Origin of the sequence: Pusillimonas sp. (assembly GCF_029263785.1) — a bacterium.
Lineage (GTDB): Bacteria > Pseudomonadota > Gammaproteobacteria > Burkholderiales > Burkholderiaceae_B > Pusillimonas.
Map to the genome: position 1 here is coordinate 18,659 of NZ_JAJUFE010000020.1, position 19,769 is coordinate 38,427.

Sequence of the window (19,769 nt, forward strand, 5' to 3'; positions counted from 1 at the left end):
TTTCTATTTGGTAGAAGAAGAGGGAACGGGTGCCAGGGTAATGGCGAATCCGTTGGCATAACGTAAATCGGCACTCTGCAGCGTCCGGCCGTCGAGTCGCTGAGCCAGCACTGGCCAGGCCTGAACGAAGCGTTGAATGCGGGTGGCAAAAGACAAAGCGCCCGAGCGTCCATGCGGATCAGCAACATCCGCAGCCGGATCCCGGCCCAGGCTGAGCCGAACCCCGCCAGACAACTCGACAGACCAGGCATACCGTGGACTAAGCGTGATTTCGCTGACACTGACATTCAGCGGCGCAAACCAGCGAGCCAGCTCCGCATAACGCTGAACCACAAGGCGCTCGGAATTTGCAGGCCCATGGAATCTCGGCAAGCGTGCGTCGTCGGGCAACTCACCCTGATTCGCGCTAAAGGCTTCGCCCCAGGTATTGATCATCTGATCTTCATTCCACAACGCCAGCGGCTGTTGCTCTTCGAGTTGAACGTCCAGGCTGTTGGGCCACACACGACGAACGCGAGCGTGCCGGACCCAGGGAACGGTTTCAAGCAACTGGCGGGTTTCATCGAGGTCAATGGTGAAAAAATTGCCCGCAACCCGGCCGGCAATGGTCGCACGCACGCTGGCGGGCGATACATAGTGCAAGGTGTCTGCCTGCATGGGAGCAATTCGGATTTGCGCAATTGAAAAGTAGGGACGCTGGATCAACCAGACGACGACGCCCAGCAACATCGCCAACACCGCCAACAGAGTCAGCGAGTTTGCAACGAAGTTGATGATGCGAGCATCGTTGATCACGATTGCGCACCTCCATTAACCAAATTCGTATCTCCGGCTGCTACCTTGCACGAGGCCGTCTCGAGAATCGCCAGGCACAGATCTTCGTAGCTCATGCCATCAGCCTTGGCTCCCATAGGCACGAGGGAATGACTGGTCATGCCCGGCGAGGTGTTCATTTCGAGCAACCAGGGCTGTCCGCCGGCATCGAGCATGAGGTCGACTCGCCCCCACCCTTCACAGCCCAGCACCTCGTACGATCGTTCGGCAAGCCGCTGAATGTGTTCGGTAAGATCCTTGTCCAGGGCAGCCGGGCAAACATATTGAGTTTCATCGGACAGATACTTGTGCTCGTAGTCGTAATTACCGCCCGGAGCCACTATTTCAACGATGGGCAACGCGCGAGCGCCGCGCGGTCCGCCCAATAAGGGAACAGTAAGTTCCCGCCCTTCGATGAATTGCTCTGCCATCACAGCCGCATCGAAGCGTGCCGCCAAACGGTAGGCCTGCGTCATCTGGCCCCTGTCCGTCACCTTGGTGACGCCCATGGTCGAACCTTCGTGCGGCGGCTTGACTATCAACGGCACACCGAGTCGATCTACAGCCTCGTCAAGGTGCTGCTCACCAAGCAGCACCATGTAGTCCGGGGTCGGCAGCCCCTCGTGCAGCCACACTTTTTTTGTCATCACCTTGTCCATAGACAAGCTGGATGCCATGGGCCCGCTACCTGTGTAAGGCAGCTTCATGAGTTCAAGCATTCCCTGAAGGGTTCCGTCCTCGCCATATCGACCGTGCAAGGCAATAAACACTCGGTCAAAACCAGCGTTGACCAGGTCGATGAGCGTATGGGTGCCAGTGTCGAACAAGTGGGCGTCAACGCCTGCACGACAAAGGGCCTCGTGGACACCACGTCCTGACATCAACGACACGTCCCGCTCGGCGGACTGTCCACCATACAGGACTCCAACACGGCCAAACCGGCTGTTCATACCAACTCTCCAATCCGGGCGGGAACCCGGCTGATGCTGCCGGCGCCCATGACGACGACCACGTCGCCGTCTACAACAAAATTCATGATCGTTTCTGCCAGGTCGGCGACATCCTCGATGAAGACCGGCTCTACTTTTCCAGCCACCCGGATAGCGCGAGCCAGGGCGCGGCCATCTGCAGCCACCAGGGGCGCCTCGCCGGCAGGATACACATCGGTCAGCAAGACGGCATCTGCCTGGCTCAGAACGTGCACGAAATCTTCAAAACAGTCACGAGTACGCGTATAGCGATGCGGCTGGAACGCCAGGACAATCCGCCGATCCGGCCATGCTCCGCGGGCGGCCTCAAGAGTGGCCGCCATCTCGACAGGGTGATGACCGTAGTCGTCGACCAGGGTGAAACTTCCGCCCCCTCTGGCTTCCGACACCGGAAAGTCTCCGACCAGTGTGAAACGGCGTCCGACGCCATGAAAAGTTTCAAGTGCTTCCGCGATGGCCTGATCGCTTACACCCAACTCAGTCGCCACTGCGATAGCAGCCAGGGCATTGAGAACGTTATGCTTGCCGGGCAAGCTCAGACGAACCGACAGAGTTGGAAGAGGGCCGGACACACTGCGACGCTCTACGTCAAACGCCATGGCGGTTCCGTCCGGCCGAACATTTACCGCGCGCACCAAAGCCTCGTCGTTGAAGCCATAGGTTGTGACCGGCCGTGAAATCAAGGGGATGATTTCACGAACGTTGGCGTCATCGCTGCACACTACCGCGCTGCCGTAGAAAGGAAGCCGCTGCGTAAACTCGATGAATGCGCTTTTAAGTCGCGCGACGTCATGACCATAGGTGTCCATATGGTCAACATCAATGTTTGTGATGATGGCCATGACGGGCAACAGGTTCAGGAAAGATGCGTCGGATTCGTCGGCTTCCACCACAATGTATTCACCCTGACCCAGACGTGCGTTGGCGCCGGCCGATGTCAGGCGTCCGCCAATGACGAATGTCGGATCGAGGCCTCCTCCGGCCAGCACGCTGGCGACAAGACTTGTGGTGGTCGTCTTGCCGTGCGTGCCTGCTACCGCGATTCCACGCTTCAGTCGCATCAGCTCGGCAAGCATCAGGGCACGAGGCACAACAGGGATACGCGCGGCACGGGCGGCCAGTACCTCTGGATTATCCGCTGATACGGCTGTCGATGTGACGATGGCGCCTACACCTTGCACATTGGCCGCATCATGGCCAATACTGACCTTCGCTCCAAGTTGTTCGAGCCGGCGTGTCACGCTGGACTCCTGCATGTCTGAACCGCTGATGGCGTAGCCGAGGTTCAGCAGGACTTCGGCAATACCGCTCATGCCCGAGCCGCCAATGCCAACAAAATGGATGCTTTGTATTCTGTGTTTCATTCAGCTCTCCCTGCCACATTCTCGCAGGCGTCTGCTATCTGTTGAGCCGCATTCAGGCTGGCATGCTCATGCGCGTGCCCGGCGTAACGGGCCAGCTCCTCCCGACTGCGTTCCCTTAGCCAGCCGGCCAGCCATTCGGGCGTGAAATCGGATTGCTTCTGCATCCAGGCACCATTGCAGTCACTGAGGTAGCGCGCATTGGCAGTCTGATGGTCGTCGATGGCATGTGGCAGAGGAATAAACAACGCAGCGACGCCGGCGGCGGCCACCTCGGCTACCGTCATGGCTCCGGCACGACACAGCAACAAATCTGCTTCACCCAGCTGCGCCGCCATATCATCAATGAATGCATGGCATTCCGCCCTCACCCCCGCGTTCTGATAGCGTTGCTTGACGCTGTCGATATGCTGGGCCCCCGCCTGATGCACAACAACGGGGCGTGCGTCGACGGGCAACATGGCCAAAGCCGCCGGCACGACTTCGTTGAGCACATGGGCCCCGAGGCTCCCGCCTACTACCAACAAACGAAGCGAACCCTGGCGGCGCGCGTACCGTTCGGACGCAGGGGGTAGTGCCAGCACTTCCTGGCGAACGGGATTGCCCACCATCAGAGCACCGGGCAACGCGCCCGGAAATCCGGTGAGTACCTTTCGAGCCATTCGCGCCAACATGCGATTGGCTGTACCAGCGATGGCGTTCTGCTCATGCACCACAATCGGAATGCCTGCCAGCCTCGCCATGAGGCCGCCAGGCACTGCAACGTAGCCACCCATGCCCAGAACGACATCGGGTCGCACCCCGGCAAGTACCTTTCGCGCTTGACGACAAGCCGTGGCAAGGCCAAAGGGCAATTTCAGCAGTGCTGCAAGCCCTTTCCCACGAACTCCCGAAAAATGGAGAGCTTCGAGCGGGATGTCGTGCCGGGGTACTATCTGCCCTTCCATCCGCTCGGGGTTGCCCAGCCACACGACGTTCCAGCCGCGTTTGCGCATTTCGTGCGCCACAGCCAGGCCAGGCATGATATGCCCGCCGGTTCCCCCTGCCATGATCAGGATGGTTCGCGCGCTCATGTGCGTTTACCCCTCATCATGTTGCGATTTTCGTAGTCGACCCTCAGCAGCAGCCCGACCGCGACCAGATTCATCACCACGCCCGTGCCGCCATAGCTGACCAGAGGCAAGGTAAGCCCTTTCGTGGGCAGCAGCCCGACGCACACTCCTATGTTGATGAACGTCTGGATTCCGAACCACAGGGCCACACCCTGCGCAACGAGACCGTTGAAAATCCGCTCCATGGCGACGGCCTGACGGCCAATATCGAAGGCCCGCCAGACCAGGAAGGCAAAGACAAGAATTAGACTGGCCACACCCACGAAGCCAAGTTCCTCGCCTATTACGGCGACGATGAAATCCGTATGTGCTTCGGGCAGATAGTGAAGTTTCTCGACGCTGGCTCCCAGTCCTACGCCGAACCATTCTCCGCGGCCCAGGGCAATCAGCGAGTGTGATAACTGATAGGCACTGCCATAGGCATTGTCCGGGTTCCAGGGATCGAGGTAGGCAAAGAGCCTTTCTCTGCGCCATGGGGACAACCAGATCAACAACAGAAAGCTGCCTATCAGAACAGCCAGCAAGCTTGAAAAGAGTTTGCCGTTGATACCACCAATGAAAAGTATCCCGACGGCAATAGCGACAATGACCATGAAAGCGCCCAGATCCGGCTCTGCCAGAACGACCATGCCCACCGCGGCCAACGCGCAAGCCATTGGCATGAAGCCACGCATGAAGTTCTGCATGTGCTCTTGCTTGCGCACTGTGTACTCGGCCGCAAACAACAGCATGGCCACTTTCATGAGCTCGGACGGCTGGAAGTTGACGATACCCAGAGGCAACCAGCGGCGCGCACCATTGACTTCACGGCCAATGCCTGGAATCAGGACGATAACCAGCAACAGCATGCAAATCAGAAAGAGCGGCACTGCTGCCTTTTGCCATACACGCATTGGAATGCTCAGGGCAACTCCCAGGGCCAATACACCCAGCAAAATGAAGAGTCCATGGCGCATGACAAAATAAAATCGGCCATAGCTTGCGTATCGCGGTCCGTCGGCAAGTGCAATGGAGGCTGAATAAACCATCAGCAGACCGAACAGTACCAGCGCCGCCGTCGCAATGATGACCGCAAAGTCGAAACTGGGCATGGCGGTACGCCCTGGACGGACCGCGTTCACGCTGGAGGTCAGTTCGGCAAAAAGACTCATGCGACCTCCCCGTTATCCAGTGCCAAGGACTGGACGGCATCGACAAACGCCTGGCCCCGGTGAACATAATCGCGGAACATGTCCAGGCTGGCACACGCCGGCGACAACAGGACCGCATCCCCCGGTTTGGCCAAGGCAAAACCTTGAGCGACAGCATCGTCCATCGACGCTGCACGTTGCATTGGCACCTGGGTATCGCGCAATGCCTGCGCAATTTCGTCGGCGTCCTGACCGATCAGCACAACCGCACGGGCATATTCTTTTGCCGCCGCGGCGAGCGGCGAGAAGTCTTGCCCCTTTCCGAGACCGCCGGCAATGAGCACGACGGGCTGGCCCAATCCCTGAAGCGCCGCCAATGTCGCACCAATGTTCGTACCCTTGCTGTCGTTGATAAAGTCCACTGCGCCAATGCTGCGAACGAACTCGACACGGTTCGGTTCGCCGGCGTAGTCTCGCAAAGCGTGCAGCAATCCCGCCCATCCCGCACCAAGGCTGCGCATCAGGCACAGTGCGGCCATCGCGTTGAGCGCGTTGTGCAGGCCTCGCACCCGCAGCGCATCTACCGGCATCAGCCGGCCAAGCCTGCCTTCAGCTCGCCGCGGTGGGGCAGCATCTTTCTTTCGACGTCCGCCGGGCGTGGGGGTGTCTTGTTCGTCGGCTTCGCTGTGGGCGAGCCAATCCAGACCTTCGCTGCCGTCCAGACCAAGGTCTCCGTCCCATTTGGGAGTGCCCGATCCAAAACTTCGCACCTTGGGCATCTGGAGGTCTTCGACCATGGCCAGCACGCCCGGATCATCGCGATTGACTATGGCCACACTTGCCATGCCCAAGAGTCGTGCCTTGGCCGCGGCATACGCCTCCATGGATCCGTGCCAGTCAAGGTGGTCCTGACTCAGGTTCAACACGACTGCTGCATCAGGCTTGAGACTAAGAGTAGATTCCAGCTGAAAACTGGACAGCTCAAGCACCCATACATCGGGCAGCTCCTGCCTGTCGCATGCATCAAGCAATGCAGCCAGGGCCGCCGGACCGATATTCCCGGCCGCGCGGGCAGTGAAGCCAGTGGCGATCGCCATGTGCCGCGCCATCGAAACTACGGTAGTTTTTCCATTGGTGCCGGTTACGGCCAGGAGCTTGGGCGTGTAGTCTTGCTGGGCAAGATCCTTGAGGGCACGCGCGAAAAGCTCTATCTCGCCAATGACTTCAATGCCGCCCTGAGCAGCCAGTTCAATCAGAGCGGCCACCGGCTCCTGGCTCGGAGACAGGCCTGGGCTGATCACAATGCAGCACACATCCCGCAAGGCTTCCGGACCAAAATATTCGGAGCCCAGGAAGTACTCAACGTCAGCGTCCTGAAGATTGCGTTGCAGTTCCTCCAACCCGCCGGGCTGCTTGCGCGTGTCCAGCACACGCAACGGCGCGCCGTGTCGTGCGCACCACCTGGCTGCGGCGACACCGGTCTGCCCCAAACCCAGGATCAGGGTTCGGGCATCAGTTCGGATCGAGGAAAATGAAAAATCGCTCATCTAAGTTTGAGTGTTGCCAGTCCGACCAGTACGAGAATCATCGTGATGATCCAGAAGCGAACCACGACTTGTGTCTCTTTCCATCCGCCTACTTCAAAATGATGATGCAGCGGTGCCATACGCAAAATTCGCCTGCCCTCTCCATATCGTCGTTTCGTATATTTGAAATACGCGACCTGTACCATCACTGACAGGGTCTCGACCACAAACACCCCGCCCATGATGAAAAGCACGATCTCTTGCCTGACGATCACCGCGATGGTGCCCAGTGCACCTCCCAGAGCCAGCGCGCCCACATCACCCATGAAAACCTGGGCGGGATATGCGTTGAACCACAAGAAGGCCAGGCCTGCCCCGGCAATGGCGGCACACAACACCATTACCTCGGACGCGCCGGGAATATAGGGAAACAGCAGGTATTTCGAGTAATCGACCCGACCCACCACATAGGCAAAGATGCCCAGGGCACTTCCGATCATTACTGTCGGCATGATGGCCAGGCCGTCAAGACCATCCGTCAGATTCACCGCGTTGCTGGTACCGACAATCACAAACCACGTCAGGGCAACAAAGCCTATGACGCCAAGCGGATAGCTGATGCTCTTGAAGAAAGGCACGATCAGGTCGGCACGTGTCGGCAGGGGCAAGGAAAAGCCGCTCAAGACCCAGTCACGGAAAAGCGGCCACAGCTCGGCATTTGCAGGGGCCGACACGGCGAAAGCCAGATAAACGGCGGCAACGAGCCCGATGAGCGCCTGCCAGAAGAACTTGCGCCGCGCCGACATGCCCTCTGGATCGCGATTGACGACTTTCTTGTAGTCGTCAGCCCAACCGATCCATCCAAACCCGAAAGTGACCAGCAGCACCACCCACACGAAACGGTTGGTCCAGTCGGCCCAAAGCAAGGTACTGACCGCGATGGCGATAAGGATCAAGGCGCCGCCCATTGTGGGAGTGCCATTTTTTTGCAGATGCGATTCCGGACCATAACCCCGCACAGCCTGACCGATCTTCAGTTCGGTCAGCTTGCGTATGACCCAGGGGCCTGCGACCAGGCCGATCAGCAAGGCCGTACCGCAGGCAAGCACGGCGCGAAACGTAATGTATTCGAAGACTCCGAAAGCCCGTATATGCGAATCGGATAACCAGCGGGCGAGTTCAAGCAACATTGTGATCTCCTTCGGCAACCGCCTGGAGTTGTTGTTTAAATCCTTGAACTACTCTTTCCATACGTGTACTGCGGGAGCCTTTTACGAGAATATTGGCGGGTGCCAAAGCGACCAGACGCTGCAGCAACGCATCGATGTCATCAAAAGATTCGGCGTGCTCACCGAACGCCTCGGCGCATTGGCGAGCCGCTGGTCCGAAAGTCAAAAGGTTGTCAACGCCTTTCTGCCGGGCATAGGCTCCGACTTCTGCATGCATGGCGGGGCCCTGATCACCCACTTCGGCCATGTCGCCCAGGACAAGGACTTTTCTGCCCGACAGCTGCGACAGCACATCGATGGCTGCACGCACAGAATCGGGGTTCGCATTATACGTATCGTCGATCAGCTGAAGTCCACCCGGCAGCGGCGTAGGTTGCATGCGTCCTGATACCGGATCAAACGACTGAAGCCCTGCCGCTATGGCAGTCAAGGGAGCCCCGGCGGCGATTGAACAAGTGGCGGCGGCCAGCGCGTTGCGCAAATTGTGCAGGCCTGGCGCTTTCAGATTGATCAGTACCGAACCCTCTGGAGTGTCCAGCCGGAACCCGGTGCGCGTCGGCTCGGCGTGTATGTCGTCGGCCCGAACATCAGCGCCGCGGTCAAGACCAAATGTCAGGACGCGACGATCCTGAGCCAGCTCGCGCCAAAGCGATGTGTAGACGTCGTCAGCGGGAAACACTGCCACTCCGTCTTCTGGCAATGCGCCAAGTACGCTTCCGTTCTCTCGGGCAACGGCTTCAACCGTGTGCATGAACTCCTGATGCTCACGTTGCGCGTTATTTACCAGAGCGACTGTAGGTTGCGCCAAATCGGCAAGCATCGCGATCTCGCCGGGATGATTCATGCCCAGCTCAAGAACAGCAGCCCGGTGCGTGGCCTTGAGTTCGAGCAGTGTCAGCGGTACACCCAGCTCGTTATTCAGATTGCCCCGTGTCCATAACGCCCCGGACTCTCCAAGCCACGCGCGCAGTATCGAAGCGATCATTTCCTTGGTTGTGGTCTTGCCGTTACTTCCCGTGACAGCAATGGTCGGGATATCAAAGCTTCGGCGCCACTCAGAGCCCAGCAGCCTCAACACCGTACCGGTGTCGCCTAGTTCGAATTGCCGCAGAGTGATCTGGGAGTTTCGCCGCGCCACGATCGCCGCCAGGGCACCGGCCTGCTGCACCTGAGCAAGATAATCATGGCCATCGAAGCGCTCGCCCACCAGCGCCAGGAAAATCTGCCCGGGCTGAATACGGCGCGAATCCGTGCTGATTGCAGCGCCACGGCGCCAGGTCAAAGCCAGGGTGGACCACTCCCGGTCGTCAAACGGGTGACGCTGCCCGGCAATTTCCTGATAGGTTTCATGTCCCTTGCCCGCAAGGAGAACGACGTCATTTGGCTCTGCCTGCCAGATCGCACGCAGGATGGCGGCAGCACGATCGGGTTCGACTTCTGGACGTACGCTCATCCCTTGAAGAATGTCATCGAGAATGACCAACGGATCTTCGGACCGGGGATTATCGTTGGTCAGAATGACCTTGTCGGCGAGTCTGCCGGCAATTTGCCCCATGCGCGGACGCTTGGCTTTGTCGCGATCACCACCGCAGCCAAACACACAGATCAAACGCCCCGCCCGAGCTGTGGCGGTTTCACGTAGTGCCTCCAACGCCCGGCTCAGCGCATCGGGCGTGTGAGCGTAATCCACGATAACCATAGGCTCACCGCCCGAACCGGTACCGCCCGAGTCGATGGCCTCGACAACCTGAAGTCTCCCCCCCACAGATCGCAAGGCTGACAGGGCCCGGGCGATCCGGGTCGTGGACCATCCCAACTGCCCCAGTACTCCGGCAATCAGCAACAGATTGGAAACGTTATGCAGTCCGACCAGACGCGTGACAAGCTGGGCCGTCCGTTCACCCATCGACAGGTTGAACACCAAGCCATATGTACCTGTATGGACATCTCCGGCCTGAACGGTTGCGCCGGCGTTCTGGTCAAGCGAGTATGTATCCAGATCAATATCCCGGATCAGAGAGACAAGCTCGCGGCCTGCCGGATCGTCGATGTTCACGACAGCAGACTGCAGGCCTGGCCGGTTGAACAGCGAAAACTTGGCCGCCTTGTACTGGTCGAAGGTGGAGTGGTAATCGAGGTGATCGTGGGTCAGGTTAGTAAAGCCGGCAATCCGGATATTGACTGCAGCAAGCCTGCCCTGATCGAGCCCGATGGACGATGCCTCAATGGCAGCGACGGTTGCTCCCGCATCGCGGATGGCCGCCAGACTGCGATGAACCGTAATCACATCCGGGGTCGTCAAGGCGCCACCCAGGTTTGTTCCGTCGGGCAATGTCACGCCCAATGTGCCTACCGTGCCGCACGGCTCGTCTGCGCCATTCAGAGCGGCGGCCAACCACTGCACTGAGGACGTCTTGCCGTTGGTGCCGGTTATCGCCACCACCGTCAGCGTTTCGGACGGCTTTCCATACCATTCATGCGCGATCAGGCCCAGAATTTGAGTCAGGCCTTCAACCAGCAAAACATTGGGATCAGCGTTTGCGACCTCGTCATTTACCGCGTCGGCTTCGACCAGAACGGCCGCGGCACCACTTTCCAGCGCTTGGGCAATATAAGAGCGGCCATCGGAAGCCAGGCCAGGGCAAGCGAAGAACACGTCACCGCTCTGGATCTGGCGCGAATCAAGGCAAAGATGAGCCGAACGCGATGCGCGTGCAGCAATCCACTGGATTATTTGATCGATATTCATTCTTGCTTCTCCCCGTGAGCACCCACTGCCACCAATGACTCAAACGGGGCATCGGGCTGTACGCCCATGCGCCTCAAGCTGCTTGCCACAATATTGGAAAAAACTGGGGCAGCGACTCGGCCACCGTAGTACGCGCCACCCTGTGGCTCATCAATGGACACTGCCACGACTATGCGCGGATCGGAAACCGGTGCAAAACCGACGAAGGAGCTGCGGTACTTGGATGTGCTGTACTTGCCGTTGACGATCTTGCGAGCGGTTCCGCTTTTTCCGGCGACACGGTAACCCTGAACCTGAGCGAGTTTTGCGCCATCGGGCCCGGCTGCGGCTTCAAGCATGGATCGCACCACCGCCGCGACTTCGGGTTTGAACACCTGAACGGAAGTGGGACGCCCCTCGCGCTTGAGCAGTGTCAGCGACACCATGTCTCCGTCTCGAGCGAACACGGTAAATGCATGGGCAATCTGCAAGAGCGAGGCAGACAGGCCGTAGCCATAAGCCATTGTCGCACGTTCGATAGGACGCCAACGCTCCCACGGACGCAGCTTTCCGGATGCCACGCCCGGGAAATTCGCCTGCGGTGCGCGGCCAAAACCCAGCTCGGTAAACTTCGTCCACATCTCCTGCGAGGTAAGCCGCTCGGAAATCATCGTCATGCCGATATTGCTTGAACGCCGCAATATGCCTGCAGCATCCAGGACGCCGTTTCGGCTCACATCCGAGATGACCGAGCCCTGATAGCGATAGCGTCCGTTGCCGGTATCGAATTTTGTGTCAGTGGTGATTTTTCCAAGGCCTAGCGCAAGCGCCACAGTAAACGGCTTCATGATGGAGCCTGGTTCGAACGTGTCGGTAATGGCGCGATTGCGCAAAGGGTCGCCCTTGCGATCGTCCCGATTATTCGGATCGTAGGTGGGCAAGTTGACCAGAGCCAGGACCTCGCCGGTCTTTATGTCCAGCACGATGCCGGCAGCCGCTCGAGCATTGTGCTCTTCCATGCCCTTCTTGAGTGCCGAATAGGTATCGAACTGCAGCCCGGCGTCGATCGAAAGACGCAGATCCTGTCCATCGACGGGCGGCACAACCGCCTGAACATCTTCCACCACGCGCCCGAGCCGATCCCGGATGACCCTTCTGCTACCGGGCGTCCCTGAAAGCTCCCGGTCAAATGTCAGCTCGACGCCTTCAAGCCCTTTGTCCTCGATATTGGTAAAGCCGAGGACGTGAGCGGTCATTCCGCCTTCGGGGTAGAAACGCCGCATCTCGGCCTGCTGATGTATGCCCGGCACTTTGAGCGCCTTGATCTTGTCCGCCAGCTCAACCGATACCTGCCGTTTGACATAAACGAAATTCTTCTCACCGTCGGCGATTCGCGCGCGAACATCCGAGAGTTTCATATCAAGCAGAGCCGCAAGCTTGCCAAGCTCTTCGTCGGAGGCGCGCTGAGCATCCTCGGGAATGGCCCAAATTGCCCGGGCGGGTACGCTGGAAGCCAGCACTACCTCTCCGCTGCGGTCAAATATCTTGCCCCGCGTAGCGGGCAGCACAAGGGTGCGTTCGTAACGGCGTTCTCCCTGCTGCTGAAGAAAATCCTTGGACATCCCCTGCAAGTACAGCGCCTTGACAATCACTGCACCGAACCCCAGCATCAAAAGGATAAGCACCAGACGCGCGCGCCATAGCGGCATCTGGATATCAAGCACCGGGCTGTCATAAAAGCGAACCCGCTTCATGGCTGCCCTCCATTGGCGACGCTTGGGGGCACAGGAGCGAAGTCACCCTTCAGGTAGAGCGTGCGGTCAGGTGAGGTGGGTCGCATTTGCAGATCGCTTCGCGCGATCTCATCAATGCGGGCATTGCGTGCAAGTTCGGCACGCTCCAGTTGAAGTCGGCGCCATTCGGTATCAAGCTCGCGAGCATAGGCGGCCTGGCGTTCGGACTCCATGAAAAGTTGACGCGACTGATATCGCGCGGTCACCAAAGATATCGCGGAAAGCATCAATAGCGCAGCGAAGAGGATGCTGAGGCGACCCATTACTTCTTCCTCCGTGCCGCGCGCGAGCTTTTCTGGGGCACCAGGCGGATTGCATTGACAAATGAGTCAGCGTCGTCGGGCAGAGGCTCGTCGCTGCGTTGCGCTACGCGCAGCACCGCCGACCGGGCGCGAGGGTTTTCTTTGGCTTCTACGGCAGTGGGCAAGACCTTCCCGAGCGGCTCCAATATCGGACGCGGCATGTCCTTCTCAAAAATCGGCAGGCGGGACTGTGCCTCGCTGCGTCGGCGAGCAGCGGCGATGCACTGCTTGACCATGCGATCTTCGAGAGAATGGAAGCTGATCACCGCCAAACGCCCTCCGGGTGCCAAGAGCCTTAGAGCTGCCGCGAGGGCGCGCGCGAGTTCTTCGAGCTCTTGATTGATGTGAATCCGTAAAGCCTGAAAGCTGCGGGTGGCCGGATGTTGACCCTTTTCGCGCGTGCGGACGACACTGGCGACGAGCTCGGCGAGGTCGAGCGTTGTGCGCAGCGGCCGGGATTCGCGGCGACCAACAATCGCCTTTGCAATCTGGAAAGCAAACCGTTCTTCGCCATATTTCGCTATGACCTCCCTAATTTCATCAACATCGGCTTCTGCAAGCCATTGAGCGGCGGTCATCCCGCGGCTCGTATCCATGCGCATGTCCAGTGGCCCTTCGCGCATGAACGAAAAACCTCGTTCGGCATCATCGATCTGCGGAGAGGACACTCCCAGATCAAGCATGATGCCGTCTACTTGTGTCAGGCCTCGGGCCTGCATTTCCTCAAACATGGAAGCAAAGCCTCCATGTATTACCTCGACCCGTGGATCCTGAGACCGCAACTCGTGAGCCGCCTGAATGGCGAGCGGATCCTTGTCAAACACCACCAGCCTGGCGCCCGGCCCGAGCCGTGACAGCAACAGCCGGCTGTGGCCGCCGCGACCAAACGTACCGTCGATGTAAACACCGTCAGGGTTTCGAACCTCGCTACTCAGTTCAAACACACGCGCCTTGGCCTCAAAGCCGGGATCAACGAGGGCGTTGACCGTGGGCTCGAGCAACACGGGTCTGTGCGTGAACTCCATTGGTGCGTCAGAACGAAAAATTATCCAGGGCGTCCATCATGCCCTCTGCAAGCGCCTCGGCTTCTGAACGCGCCCACTCGGCCGCATCCCAGATTTCGAAGTGCCCCCCCATTCCCAAAAGCATGACTTCACGCGTCAATCCCGCGGCCTGGCGTAATTCCGGCGCAATCAGGATGCGCCCCGAGCCGTCCATATCGACGTCCTGGGCATTGCCGAGCAAGAGACGCTGAAGTGGCCGCGCCGATGCCGGAAACGCGGCAATCTGCTCGCGCTTCTGTTCCCAGACATTGCGCGGATACAGCAACAGGCAGCCGTCGGGGTGCCGGGTAAGCGTCAAGCGCCCTTCGACCTGCGAACGCAGCGCGTCACGATGCCGGGTGGGTATCGAGACCCTCCCCTTCGCATCAAGCGTGAGTGCACTGCTTCCCTGGAACACCCTTTTTACCCCACTTTTTTGCACAAAATCCTACTTTTCCCCACTCTACGGTATGGCACGAGCTTGGTCAAGCGCTTGATCGCATTTTTTTCAATGACAACAAGCACTTACAGACGGTTTGGAGAAAGGGTGGCGAGAAAAAAAGCAAAGAAATCAATGGATTGCAGAGCGATGTAAAAGTGCTTTATTCGGATTTGCCGCTCGTGCAGAGGGAAAGCTTTGCTTTTGTTTACGAATGGGTTGAAGAATAAAAGAGAAGTGCAAGGCAGACCTGTAGGCCGGATTCTGTACACCAGGAAATGCCTGGCGGGCAATCATTCCTCTGGGCGAACCATTGCTGGCACGCTCTAGCCATCTACCCGCATGCTCGGACGGGCCGCCCTTCGAGCTTTTTCAAGCGCGCATGCCTATTTGATGTTGCTCCGGATAGAGGTTACCGCGTTTCACCCTGCCGCTTCGCTACTTCGAGAAGTAGCGCCGTACGGAGATGGCCGTACGGGTGCGCGAACAATCGCGCCCTTGCGACAGACTCGTCTCTGTGGCCCTGTTCCTCGTTCGTTCCGGACTTGCGCCCGGACCGAACGGGCGGCTGTTAGCCGCTATCCCGCCCTGTGGAGTCCGGACCTTCCTCGATATCAAAAAATACCGCGATTGCCCAGCCTGCCTTGCATTGATATTGTAGCTGACGCATCGCAGCAAACCGACCTGGGCGCGACCTGCGACAATAGTGCTTGCAGACCCACCACACATTGAATTTCTGTTTGGCAAAAATACATGGCAGTCAACCTCATTACTCTGATCGGCGTGCAACTGGCCTACGGGCATCATCCTTTGCTGGATCATGCCGACCTGACCGTACAATCCGACGAACGAATAGGCCTGATCGGCCGCAACGGCGCCGGCAAGTCCTCGTTATTGAAATTGCTGGACGGGCGCAGCGTTCCTGACGACGGTGAAATCAAACGCCTGGGAGGTCTGCGCGTCGCAACTGTCGAACAAGAGCCTGTACTGGATGAAGACTCCACCATATTCGACACTATCTGTGGCGACATCAACGAGACTGAGGACTGGTCCCGCCCGGCGCGCGTTCAGGCCATGCTGGACGAATTGGGTCTGGACGGCGAGTTGCCCATCGCCGGGCTTTCGGGTGGCACGCGCAAACGCGTAGCGCTGGCACGTGCCCTTACCGACGAGCCCGATCTGCTATTGCTGGACGAACCCACCAACCACCTTGATTTCACCGGCATCGACTGGCTCGAGAAACGATTGCTATCAGCCAAATGCGCAGTCATTCTCATCACCCACGATCGCCGTTTCCTCGACGTGGTCACCACGCGCATTGTGGAACTGGATCGTGGCAAGTTGTTCAGCTTTCCAGGCAATTTCAGCGCCTGGCAACAGCGCAAGGCCGAATGGCTCCAGGCCGAAGCGCAACAAAACGCAAAGTTCGACAAGGTACTCGCGCAGGAAGAAGTCTGGATCCGAAAGGGAATCGAGGCACGCCGCACCCGTAACGAAGGCCGCGTTCGGCGCCTCGAGGCCCTGCGACGCGAGCGAGCTGCCCGTCGCGAGCGCCTTGGCAATGTGAACCTGGCTATTGCAGAAGGCAAACGTTCCGGCAAGCTTGTTGCCGAACTGACTGGCGTATCTCACTCATTCGGAGAACGCGTCATCGTCCGCGATCTGAGCACCACCATCCTGCGCCAGGATCGGATTGGCCTGATCGGCCCCAATGGGGCCGGCAAGACGACCTTGCTCAAGATAATTCTTGGCGAACTGAAACCGGACCATGGCGAGGTTCGCCTTGGCGTGAACCTGACAGTCGGCTACTTTGACCAGATGCGTGCCCGGCTCGACGAGAACGCCACCGTAGCCGACACAATCAGCCCCGGTAGCGAGTGGGTAGAAATCGGTGATCAGCGCAAGCACATCATGAGCTATCTCGAAGATTTCCTGTTCCCGCCTGCCCGCGCCCGTTCACCGGTCAGCAGTCTCTCGGGCGGCGAACGGGCAAGGCTCGTTCTTGCGCGGCTGTTCGCCCGGCCAACAAACGTGCTTGTCATGGACGAGCCCACCAACGATCTGGACATCGAAACACTCGAGCTGCTTGAATCCCTGCTGCAGGACTATCAAGGAACCGTCCTGCTGGTCAGTCACGACCGGGAGTTTCTAAACAACGTCGTCACCCAGACCCTTGCATTTGAAGGAAACGGACATTGGGGCGAATATGTGGGTGGCTACGACGAATGGCTCGCGCAACGTCCTGCACCTTCCGAAACTACTGAAAGTCAGGCCCCGGAAGCACGCTCTGCCGGAGCCCAGGCTGCACGCACCACTCAGACCACAAAAGATGGCGCCTCCCAGACTGCGAGCAAAAGACAAAACCGCCCCGGACGCTTGGCTTCGTGGGAGCAGAAGGAGCTCGAAGGCATGCCGGATGCAATCGCGGCGCTGGAAACGCGTCAGGCAGAGCTGGCCGAAAAGTTGGCCAGTGGCGACCTGTATCGCGAGGCTCCCGAGAAAGTCGACGAGATCAACCGGCAGCTCAAACAGCTCGAAGACGACATGGCAAAGCTGTTTGAGCGATGGGAGTTACTGGAAAGCAAGCAATCAGGCTGATTGAACCACTTGCCAGCGCAATTCTTCACCTGCGGCGAGGGGCACGATGGTGGTGTCACCAACAGGGACCTCGTCGGGTATGCGAGTGGGCGAGCGCTGCAAGGTCAAGGTACCTTCATTTATTGGTAGCCCGTAGAACTCGGGGCCGTTCTTGCTGGCAAAGGCCTCCAAAGCGTCGAGGCGGCCCGCCGTCTCAAAAGCCGTGGCATACAGCCCGATAGCGTGGAAGGCGGTGTAACAGCCCGCACAGCCGCAGGACTGCTCTTTGCTGCCGCGTGTGTGCGGTGCACTGTCAGTACCCAGAAAAAAACGCTTGTTTCCGCTGGTAGCGGCTTCAAGCAGGGCTTGACGATGGGTTTCCCTTTTCAATACCGGAAGACAATACCAGTGCGGGCGGATTCCACCCACGAACAAGGCGTTGCGGTTATATAGCAGATGCTGGGGCGTAATGGTGGCAGCGATGGGCCCTTCGGCCTGCCGTACGTATTCCACCCCGTCCCGTGTGGTGAGATGCTCGAACACGACTTTCAGCTCGGGATAACGCTGACGCAAGGGAATCATGACTCGCTCGATGAACACGGCCTCACGATCGAACACGTCCACGGTGGGGTCGTTTACCTCGCCATGAACCAGTAAGGGCATTCCGAGTTTCTGCATCGCCTCGAGCGCCCCTGCACATTTTCCAAGCAAATCGGTCACGCCGGCGTCCGAGTTGGTGGTAGCCCCCGCCGGATACAGCTTGACTCCATGGACAATGCCTGAGTCGGCCGCCCGGGCAATTTCGTCTGCCGGCGTATTATCGGTCAGGTATAAGGTCATGAGCGGCGTAAAGGCACCCTCTTCTACACCCGCCTTGGCCAGTGCCGCTTCGATACGGAGCTTGTAGGCTTCGGCCTGAGCCGCAGTCGTCACTGGAGGTGTCAGGTTGGGCATGATGATCGCTCGACCGAACTGGCGTGCAGAATCGGCTACAACTGCCTCGAGCATGACCCCGTCTCGCAAATGCAGGTGCCAGTCATCGGGACGCCGAATAGTAAAGGTGTGGCTGGCGGTGGTATCGGTGCTGGTCATAACGCAAAAATCTTTCTAAAACGGCAAATCACCATCTTACCTTCAATCGGTACACCCCATTGGCCGAATTTTCAGCGTTCGGCACAAATCGCTTTGTCTTTGGCCGCAACTCAAGTTATGCTCGGGGAAACGACTTTTTCACCCCCTATTGGAGCACTCCCCTATGGCAACATCCGCAAAAACCGCACGCAAGCCCAATGCGGCCTTCATGAAGCCACTGACTCCCAGCCCAACCCTGGCGGCCATCATCGGTGCCGAGCCGCTCCCGCGTACCGAAGTAACCAAAAAAATCTGGGAATACATTAAAAAACATGATTTGCAGGATCCTGCCAACCGCCGCAACATCAACGCCGACGACAAGCTCCGTCCCTTGTTCGGCAAGGATCAAGTCTCCATGTTCGAGCTGACCAAACTCGTTAGCGGGCATCTTAAATAAGCACTCGAAATCCGGCAGCGACTCTGCTGCCGGCCAAACAAAAACGCTGCCCTGAGGCAGCGTTTTTGTTTGGGGCTTTGACAACCGGTTCGCCTTCAGTCAATAGGCTGAGGCGCCGTACCCGAGAACAAGGCCAGCCAACCGCGAACGATTCGGTAAATTATCCAGATCAGGGCGATCATGCCGGTGATCCAGCCTATGAATATATAGGTCGCAATGGCGCTGAGTACGCACCACAGCATGCCCCACCAAAAAGTCTTGATGACCCAGTCAAAGTGCGTGGCATAAATGGTGCCCGCCGCATCACCTCGTTTCAGATAGGCCACAACCACAGCCGCAATGGTAGCCAGGCCGAGAAAGCCGGCGCTGATCAGTCCCAGGGCGAAAAGGCCGTACACCACATGGGTAAGCGTACGCATGGAAAGACCACTGGGATTCTCTGGCGGCAAGACGTCGGTCATAGACCCTCCGAAACATTAAGACCGTTCATGTAAATATTCTTGAATTGCCTATTTTACCCATATACCACTGATGCGTTGTTGACCTATGGCAAGGACGGAAGACAAAAGGTGTTGCGTTGTTGACCTACGGCAAGGTCAAAGGACAAAAGGTGTTGCGTCCGCGCACGTAGCTTCTCATATTCATCTGGACAGGCTATTTTGGTGTGCCCGAGGCAGCGAGGTCCAGAGAGGGGCGGATGCGACCAGTAGGACAGCTCAGCCGCCAGGTTGAAGGTGGAATCAAGTGAATTTGATTGCATGGGCACCTGGTGTATGACGGTGGGCTGACCCGTGCCGAATCCGTGCCCGCCAGCGCATGCCGGGGCCAGGTAATTCGCCTGCGCCCGTTAGTTTTTCATCGCTTCCTGCCAGGGCCGGCCAAGGCGTGGCGTCAAGCGCCCGCCACAGCCACTTGCGTACCGGCGCGCCGGCGTCGGCACGGGCGTCGGCCCATGTGCGGCGTATGCGTGCCGGCGGGCGGTCAAGCGCCGTGTGTGTGTACAGAGGGGGGAACGGTCGTGGTACTGGCGCCCAAAAGGCAAAGCCCCTGCATCCAGTGGATGCAGGGGCTTTGAGGTGTAAGAGCCTGACGATGACCTACTTTCACAGGCGAATGCCAACTATCATCGGCGCTAAGGCGTTTCACGATCCTGTTCGGGATGGGAAGGCGTGGGACCACCTTGCTATGGTCGTCAAGCG

At 58.6% G+C, this 19,769-nt stretch carries 16 protein-coding genes, 1 rRNA gene and 1 other RNA gene; 2 read left to right on the forward strand and 16 right to left on the reverse strand.

What is annotated here, in order from left to right:
* Window positions 1–3: 3 nt before the first annotated feature.
* From Q1J88_RS07130 to rnpB, 13 genes are all read right to left on the reverse strand, one after another.
* Complete coding sequence (locus tag Q1J88_RS07130) at window positions 4–795, reverse strand: cell division protein FtsQ/DivIB (protein WP_301116907.1); 792 nt, start codon at window positions 793–795, stop codon at window positions 4–6.
* The gene (locus Q1J88_RS07135; protein ID WP_301116909.1) at window positions 792–1,763 is read right to left on the reverse strand and encodes a D-alanine--D-alanine ligase; all 972 of its coding nucleotides are present in this window, start codon (window positions 1,761–1,763) and stop codon (window positions 792–794) included. The genes Q1J88_RS07130 and Q1J88_RS07135 overlap by 4 nt, the downstream gene beginning before the upstream one ends.
* Window positions 1,760–3,166, reverse strand: a complete 1,407-nt coding sequence (gene murC, locus Q1J88_RS07140; RefSeq protein ID WP_301116910.1) for a UDP-N-acetylmuramate--L-alanine ligase — start codon at window positions 3,164–3,166, stop codon at window positions 1,760–1,762. The genes Q1J88_RS07135 and murC overlap by 4 nt, the downstream gene beginning before the upstream one ends.
* On the reverse strand, window positions 3,163–4,236 hold the full coding sequence (gene murG, locus Q1J88_RS07145) for an undecaprenyldiphospho-muramoylpentapeptide beta-N-acetylglucosaminyltransferase (protein WP_301116911.1): 1,074 nt from the start codon (window positions 4,234–4,236) through the stop codon (window positions 3,163–3,165). The genes murC and murG overlap by 4 nt, the downstream gene beginning before the upstream one ends.
* Window positions 4,233–5,426 carry a putative lipid II flippase FtsW gene (ftsW, locus tag Q1J88_RS07150; protein ID WP_301116912.1) on the reverse strand — a complete coding sequence of 398 codons (1,194 nt, stop codon included), beginning with the start codon at window positions 5,424–5,426 and terminating at the stop codon, window positions 4,233–4,235. Before ftsW ends, murG begins: the two co-directional genes overlap by 4 nt.
* On the reverse strand, window positions 5,423–6,952 hold the full coding sequence (murD, locus tag Q1J88_RS07155) for a UDP-N-acetylmuramoyl-L-alanine--D-glutamate ligase (RefSeq protein WP_301116913.1): 1,530 nt from the start codon (window positions 6,950–6,952) through the stop codon (window positions 5,423–5,425). Before murD ends, ftsW begins: the two co-directional genes overlap by 4 nt.
* Window positions 6,949–8,121, reverse strand: a complete 1,173-nt coding sequence (mraY, locus tag Q1J88_RS07160) for a phospho-N-acetylmuramoyl-pentapeptide-transferase (protein ID WP_301116914.1) — start codon at window positions 8,119–8,121, stop codon at window positions 6,949–6,951. The genes murD and mraY overlap by 4 nt, the downstream gene beginning before the upstream one ends.
* Entirely contained in the window at window positions 8,111–10,909 is a 2,799-nt protein-coding gene (murF, locus tag Q1J88_RS07165; protein ID WP_301116915.1) for a bifunctional UDP-N-acetylmuramoyl-L-alanyl-D-glutamate--2,6-diaminopimelate ligase MurE/UDP-N-acetylmuramoyl-tripeptide--D-alanyl-D-alanine ligase MurF, read from the reverse strand. The genes mraY and murF overlap by 11 nt, the downstream gene beginning before the upstream one ends.
* Window positions 10,906–12,642: a penicillin-binding protein 2 gene (locus Q1J88_RS07170; RefSeq protein WP_301116916.1), complete on the reverse strand. Its 1,737-nt coding sequence runs from the start codon at window positions 12,640–12,642 to the stop codon at window positions 10,906–10,908. Before Q1J88_RS07170 ends, murF begins: the two co-directional genes overlap by 4 nt.
* The gene (ftsL, locus tag Q1J88_RS07175; RefSeq protein WP_301116917.1) at window positions 12,639–12,944 is read right to left on the reverse strand and encodes a cell division protein FtsL; all 306 of its coding nucleotides are present in this window, start codon (window positions 12,942–12,944) and stop codon (window positions 12,639–12,641) included. The genes Q1J88_RS07170 and ftsL overlap by 4 nt, the downstream gene beginning before the upstream one ends.
* Window positions 12,944–14,008, reverse strand: a complete 1,065-nt coding sequence (rsmH, locus tag Q1J88_RS07180; RefSeq protein WP_301116918.1) for a 16S rRNA (cytosine(1402)-N(4))-methyltransferase RsmH — start codon at window positions 14,006–14,008, stop codon at window positions 12,944–12,946. Before rsmH ends, ftsL begins: the two co-directional genes overlap by 1 nt.
* Window positions 14,009–14,015: 7 nt before the next feature.
* Complete coding sequence (gene mraZ, locus Q1J88_RS07185; RefSeq protein WP_301116924.1) at window positions 14,016–14,444, reverse strand: division/cell wall cluster transcriptional repressor MraZ; 429 nt, start codon at window positions 14,442–14,444, stop codon at window positions 14,016–14,018.
* A 258-nt stretch (window positions 14,445–14,702) separates the two neighbouring features.
* Window positions 14,703–15,111: RNase P RNA component class A (rnpB, locus tag Q1J88_RS07190), an RNA gene on the reverse strand.
* Window positions 15,112–15,218: 107 nt separating this feature from the next.
* Here rnpB and Q1J88_RS07195 point away from each other — a divergent pair.
* Window positions 15,219–17,063 carry an ATP-binding cassette domain-containing protein gene (locus Q1J88_RS07195; protein WP_301116919.1) on the forward strand — a complete coding sequence of 615 codons (1,845 nt, stop codon included), beginning with the start codon at window positions 15,219–15,221 and terminating at the stop codon, window positions 17,061–17,063.
* Here Q1J88_RS07195 and pyrC read toward each other — a convergent pair.
* Window positions 17,055–18,134 (reverse strand): dihydroorotase, encoded by a 1,080-nt coding sequence (pyrC, locus tag Q1J88_RS07200; protein ID WP_301116920.1) that lies wholly within the window; start codon window positions 18,132–18,134, stop codon window positions 17,055–17,057. The genes Q1J88_RS07195 and pyrC overlap by 9 nt on opposite strands.
* Before the next feature lie 163 nt (window positions 18,135–18,297).
* On the opposite strand from pyrC, the gene Q1J88_RS07205 reads away from it, so the two are divergent.
* Complete coding sequence (locus Q1J88_RS07205) at window positions 18,298–18,570, forward strand: SWIB/MDM2 domain-containing protein (RefSeq protein ID WP_301116921.1); 273 nt, start codon at window positions 18,298–18,300, stop codon at window positions 18,568–18,570.
* A gap of 95 nt (window positions 18,571–18,665) precedes the next feature.
* Here the strand turns inward: Q1J88_RS07205 and Q1J88_RS07210 are convergent, their stop codons facing one another.
* Window positions 18,666–19,031 carry a hypothetical protein gene (locus Q1J88_RS07210; RefSeq protein WP_301116922.1) on the reverse strand — a complete coding sequence of 122 codons (366 nt, stop codon included), beginning with the start codon at window positions 19,029–19,031 and terminating at the stop codon, window positions 18,666–18,668.
* A gap of 623 nt (window positions 19,032–19,654) precedes the next feature.
* A 5S ribosomal RNA gene (rrf, locus tag Q1J88_RS07215) occupies window positions 19,655–19,767 on the reverse strand.
* Window positions 19,768–19,769: the final 2 nt, after the last annotated feature.

Coding starts and splice junctions, on each gene's coding strand:
- mraY (WP_301116914.1), bottom strand. CDS start 8,121: ATGTTGCTTGAACTCGCCCGCTGGTTATCCGATTCGCATATACGGGCT.
- murG (WP_301116911.1), bottom strand. CDS start 4,236: ATGAGCGCGCGAACCATCCTGATCATGGCAGGGGGAACCGGCGGGCAT.
- Q1J88_RS07135 (WP_301116909.1), bottom strand. CDS start 1,763: ATGAACAGCCGGTTTGGCCGTGTTGGAGTCCTGTATGGTGGACAGTCC.
- Q1J88_RS07195 (WP_301116919.1), top strand. CDS start 15,219: ATGGCAGTCAACCTCATTACTCTGATCGGCGTGCAACTGGCCTACGGG.
- pyrC (WP_301116920.1), bottom strand. CDS start 18,134: ATGACCAGCACCGATACCACCGCCAGCCACACCTTTACTATTCGGCGT.
- murD (WP_301116913.1), bottom strand. CDS start 6,952: ATGAGCGATTTTTCATTTTCCTCGATCCGAACTGATGCCCGAACCCTG.
- murF (WP_301116915.1), bottom strand. CDS start 10,909: ATGAATATCGATCAAATAATCCAGTGGATTGCTGCACGCGCATCGCGT.
- rsmH (WP_301116918.1), bottom strand. CDS start 14,008: ATGGAGTTCACGCACAGACCCGTGTTGCTCGAGCCCACGGTCAACGCC.
- Q1J88_RS07205 (WP_301116921.1), top strand. CDS start 18,298: ATGGCAACATCCGCAAAAACCGCACGCAAGCCCAATGCGGCCTTCATG.
- ftsL (WP_301116917.1), bottom strand. CDS start 12,944: ATGGGTCGCCTCAGCATCCTCTTCGCTGCGCTATTGATGCTTTCCGCG.
- murC (WP_301116910.1), bottom strand. CDS start 3,166: ATGAAACACAGAATACAAAGCATCCATTTTGTTGGCATTGGCGGCTCG.
- Q1J88_RS07170 (WP_301116916.1), bottom strand. CDS start 12,642: ATGAAGCGGGTTCGCTTTTATGACAGCCCGGTGCTTGATATCCAGATG.
- ftsW (WP_301116912.1), bottom strand. CDS start 5,426: ATGAGTCTTTTTGCCGAACTGACCTCCAGCGTGAACGCGGTCCGTCCA.
- Q1J88_RS07210 (WP_301116922.1), bottom strand. CDS start 19,031: ATGACCGACGTCTTGCCGCCAGAGAATCCCAGTGGTCTTTCCATGCGT.